Below are 4,086 nucleotides of genomic sequence, written 5' to 3'. Positions count from 1 at the left end.
CTTTTTTTATGTTTGTTTGTTGACTCAATGACTTGGTATAGTTAAGCAAGCCACACCCTTTCCTTTTAACGAGCCACCCTTTTTCTAACTTTTAAGCTCTAGACTCAACGTACTCCCACTACCAAAATCAAACGCTATCTGTCTGATAGATAGCCACAAAAAAGCCAGCAATGGATGCTGGCTTTTTTGTGTTTGCAAGTTTAAAGTTGGCTACACACTGCTTATAGTCCGGTCAAATAAATAAGATATAGCGAAGCTGGAATAAAGGCTGGTATAAATCTTTGCCGTACCCGTCGGCGCAGGCTAACTTCCTACCAGATTTTATCTGATAGCATCAGCCACAACAATGCGACGACTATCATCGAACCCAATACCGTTTGAATCAAAAAGAACGCTTGGTGTTGACCGACTACCTTACTTAAGGTTACCCCTAAGGTACTGTACTTGATCGGCTGGGCATCAGTATTGCCTGTTCTGATTTGTTCTTCGTAGTAGTTTTGCAAGATATCCAAAAACCTGTGCCACTCATCCACACTCCAGCTATAGGGCTTAAACGGCATCAGCTTTTTCAACTCGGGGTCTCTTGTCATCCAGCGCTCAAGTGTGATAGAGCGCAGCGACCAGCTCGAAAAACGGCGCTCATCAATCGCTGAAAAACCCAAAATTTCCATGTCTTTGTGTCGCTCATCTGCCAACAAGCGATTTTTCAGATTGGTCAAAGCTTGCTCCGACCCCTCTACACATTGCAAAAAATATCCATTGCCATAGCAAAGGATACCAGTAATCTCATCCGTTTGGTTACGTTCAATCGCAATCTTTGAGATGTCATTAAGTGTACTGGGACTTGACAGACCAGTCGAAGTAATCCGGCTGATGTACACCAGCTGGCAAAGATCCGTCGTTACTGGATTTGTCGAATCATTGATTATTGACAATCCGCTTCTCCCTATATTTAGGTTAATGTAGTTAAAACAACCATACTAACGTTAAAAAAAATCTAGAGACAAGACAATTAGAAGCAATCAACTGGCTTGTTATATTATTGATTTTATAAGTGTTTATATCAATTGTATTAAGTTAGTTACATCATAGGCTAGTTTCGTCATTAAAGCAACCTATGTTTACCTTATAAGTTTGGTTATAGATAAATAATGATATATTAGTACGCCTTTATATTTACTAAAACAAATATAATAGAAGTATCGCTTTGTATTTTTTGCAGCGATAATATACGGTTGTATCAAAAAATCAAGGGGGTTAATAAAACTGATGGTTCTAGCGTCTACGTAAAAGCTACCAAGGTAAAAGCTATCAAATTTGTAGACTCAAGATAGCAGAGAGCAAGGCGGCATCATCAGGATACGTCAATTTGATATTTTGGCGACTGCCAGCCACCAAGCGGATGGGTAACCTCAGAGACTCAAAAGCACTGGCTTCATCCGTGATTGCTATCTGCTGTTCACTGACATGCTGCAGGACTTTTTGTAATTGGTCTAGTCGAAAGACTTGCGGCGTTTGTGCTTGCCATATATTGCTGCGATCAAGCGTTTGCGCAATATAAGTAGGCAGCCCCGCGTCTTGTACATAGGAGTGCTTGAGGGTATCAGCGACTGGCGTCGCTAAGATGGCGCCATACGGCTCATGCATCGCCGCCGTAATAACCTTATCAATATCACAACTGGGCACCGCTGGGCGCGCAGCATCATGGATCAAGACCAAATCGGTGTCTGCAGCACCTGACTGCCGAATGGCCTCCACGCCCGCCTGCACCGACTGCCAACGCTCAGCACCGCCAGTGGCGTACTGTACCGGCAAGGCAAAATTGAGCATTTGCGCGGTAGTGTCGTCAGCAGCGATGACCAACCAGCACTGCTCGATAAAGGCACTACAAGCGAGCCGCTCCACGCTATGCTGCAGCAATGTCTGGCCTTGAAACAAGGTATACTGCTTGGCCATAGACGCACCAAAGCGACTGCCGCGACCAGCAGCAACGATCATGGCATGTATGCGAGGAGTGGTATTCATGAGCCAAGGCCTATCAAAGAAAAATCACGGGGAGCCATGAGGTGGTGCTAAAAAAGGGGAAAAGATAAAAAGAGAGATTGAAAAGTGTCTGAATGTCATCGTGGTTATAATGATAATGACAAGACCAAGGTATCGCCAAACGACTGGGCTTAATGTGCCCGCCTTAATAACGACTGTGCGTCGTCGGCGCTGTGGATACCTGTACAAAGGTTTCATTGGGTTTGATGAGACCTAAGTCTAAACGAGCATGCTCTTCTACCGCCTCAAGACCGTTTTTTAAGTCATGAACATCCGTACGCAACAAGTTATTTGCTGATACTTGATTGTCATTTAAGCGCTGCTGCTCTTCGATTTGTGTCAGCAGTTTTTGATGCTCAAAATGGCCATTTTCACCCAGCCAGTACTGATATTGCAGACCTAAGAGTACTGCAACGGCTAAGGCAAGTAGCATAAATTGGCTAAAGTATTTCATAAAGGGTTTGCGCCAAACAAGACAGAGAGGATCAACACAGCTCAGTATGCTGAACGATACCGCAAAAGCAGCCTATCGTCCAGCACACACTTACTTATCGACTGTAACTATAAGAGCGTTTAGCCACGTAGACCAATGAACTCTTCACGGCCACGGTAGCTGGCGCGTACTTGCTGCTCGATACGTAGCAATTGGTTGTACTTCGCTACGCGGTCTGAACGGCATAGTGAGCCAGTTTTGATTTGACCGGCTGCGGTACCGACTGCCAAGTCTGCAATGGTACTGTCTTCTGTCTCACCTGAGCGATGCGAGATAATCGTCGCATAGCCATTTTTCTTCGCCAGATAAATGGCGTCTAGGGTTTCTGACAGCGTGCCGATTTGGTTAAATTTAATCAAAATCGCATTGGCAATGTGCTTGTCGATACCTTCTTGCAAGATAGCAGGGTTGGTCACAAACAAATCATCACCAACCAACTGAACTTTATCACCGATTTGCTCAGTTAAGTACTTCCAGCCGTCCCAATCTGACTCATCCAGGCCATCTTCGATAGAGATGATCGGATATTGACGCGTCAGGCCTACAAGGTAGTCTGAGAAGCCTTGGCTATCAAAGGCCTTGTTGCCCTCACCTGCCAAGACATATTGTCCGTTTTTATAGAACTCACTGGCCGCACAGTCTAGCGCCAAATGAATCTCTTCACCGGCCTTATAGCCGACCTGCTCGATCGCTTGCATGATGACAGTAATGGCCTCTTCGTTGCTACGCAGGTTGGGCGCAAACCCCCCTTCATCACCAACCGCAGTATTGAGACCTTGTGCTTTTAGAACAGACTTTAGGCTATGGAAAATCTCTGTACCTGCGCGCAGGGCTTCTGAGAAGCTGGTAAAACCAACTGGCTCAATCATAAACTCTTGGATATCAACGGTGTTGTCGGCATGCTCGCCGCCGTTCAGAATATTCATCATTGGTACCGGCATGGTCAATGATGTCTGATTGCGCAAGTTGGCAATGTATTGATGCAGTGGCAAGCTTTGTGACTTAGCAGCGGCTTTTGCCGTGGCAAGAGAGACCGCGAGCATGGCATTTGCGCCAAGGTTGTCTTTGTTTTCTGTACCATCTAATGCAATCATCGCATCATCAATGGCTTGCTGCTCGGTGACGTCTTTGTCCATAAGCGCACTACGGATCTGACTATTGACGTTGGCCACGGCTTTTTTGACACCTTTGCCCATGTAGCGATCTTTGTCGCCATCACGTAGCTCGAGGGCTTCACGTGAGCCAGTAGACGCGCCACTGGGTGCAGCAGCACGGCCGATAGTACCATCAGCCAAAATGACGTCAGCTTCGATGGTTGGGTTACCGCGCGAGTCTAAAATCTCACGGGCGCGAATGTCTTTGATTGCGGTGACGTTGGTGGTTTCTTCAGCGTACATAATGTCTGTTAATTCCTTTGGTCATGCCAAGTTTGTGGGATAAATAACGGCAACTAGAATACAAAAAAGATAAAATAAAATATCGTATAGCGCAGGTCAAAACCTATCTTGCCTACTTAGTATAATCGGCTGGGTTTGGACAAAACCAAGCGT

At 45.7% G+C, this 4,086-nt stretch carries 4 protein-coding genes; all 4 read right to left on the bottom strand.

All coding sequences use genetic code 11. The features are described 5' to 3' along the window. Nucleotides 1-311: 311 nt before the first annotated feature. Complete coding sequence (locus NK638_RS11995; protein WP_274633190.1) at nt 312-935, bottom strand: BLUF domain-containing protein; 624 nt, start codon at nt 933-935, stop codon at nt 312-314. Nucleotides 936-1,311: 376 nt separating this feature from the next. Further along, nucleotides 1,312-2,025: a 2-C-methyl-D-erythritol 4-phosphate cytidylyltransferase gene (gene ispD / locus NK638_RS11990; RefSeq protein ID WP_274633189.1), complete on the bottom strand. Its 714-nt coding sequence runs from the start codon at nt 2,023-2,025 to the stop codon at nt 1,312-1,314. 163 nt (nt 2,026-2,188) lie between these two features. Then, the gene (locus NK638_RS11985; protein WP_100749800.1) at nt 2,189-2,497 is read right to left on the bottom strand and encodes an FtsB family cell division protein; all 309 of its coding nucleotides are present in this window, start codon (nt 2,495-2,497) and stop codon (nt 2,189-2,191) included. Between the two features lie 119 nt (nt 2,498-2,616). Beyond that, on the bottom strand, nt 2,617-3,933 hold the full coding sequence (eno, locus tag NK638_RS11980; RefSeq protein WP_274633188.1) for a phosphopyruvate hydratase: 1,317 nt from the start codon (nt 3,931-3,933) through the stop codon (nt 2,617-2,619). Nucleotides 3,934-4,086 lie beyond the last annotated feature (153 nt).

The organism is Psychrobacter sp. A3 (genome assembly GCF_028823565.1).
Taxonomy (GTDB): Bacteria; Pseudomonadota; Gammaproteobacteria; order Pseudomonadales; family Moraxellaceae; genus Psychrobacter; species Psychrobacter celer.
This window is presented reverse-complemented; position numbering and strand designations above follow the sequence as displayed.